1 protein-coding gene is annotated in these 346 nt (G+C 52.3%); it reads right to left on the minus strand.

Annotated elements, in window-relative coordinates:
- Positions 1-149 precede the first annotated feature (149 nt).
- Positions 150-346 (minus strand): transposase (locus tag DWX75_RS12270; protein ID WP_233519610.1); only part of this gene is annotated, 197 nt, incomplete at its 5' end.

The raw sequence follows: 346 nt of genomic DNA on the forward strand, positions 1-346 counted from the left end.
CGCGAGCTTGAGGGAATCTTTCGATACCTCAATTTGCTTAGATAGGCCAGGCTTACTGCATTCGCAGTCTTGCGAGGTACAGCAGAGGTCCGGTAATTACCAAAGCCATTAGCGTCCGCAAGTTGCCAAACGGACAAGGTAGGTTTGCATCAATACATGGATACGAGCTTTGCTTTGGCTCGCACTAGGATGTTCTTGGCCGCATTCACGTCGCGAATGTGGTGTATCCCACATTTCGGGCAGATCCACTCACGGTCCTTGAGCGTCAGTTTCTCTTTGCCGCTCATGATATGGCCACAAGCGTGGCAGGTTTGCGTCGTATTCCGCGGGTCGACGGTGACGAAGT

Origin of the sequence: Mitsuokella sp. AF21-1AC (assembly GCF_003458855.1) — a bacterium.
In the GTDB taxonomy this organism is placed as follows: Bacteria; Bacillota; Negativicutes; order Selenomonadales; family Selenomonadaceae; genus Mitsuokella.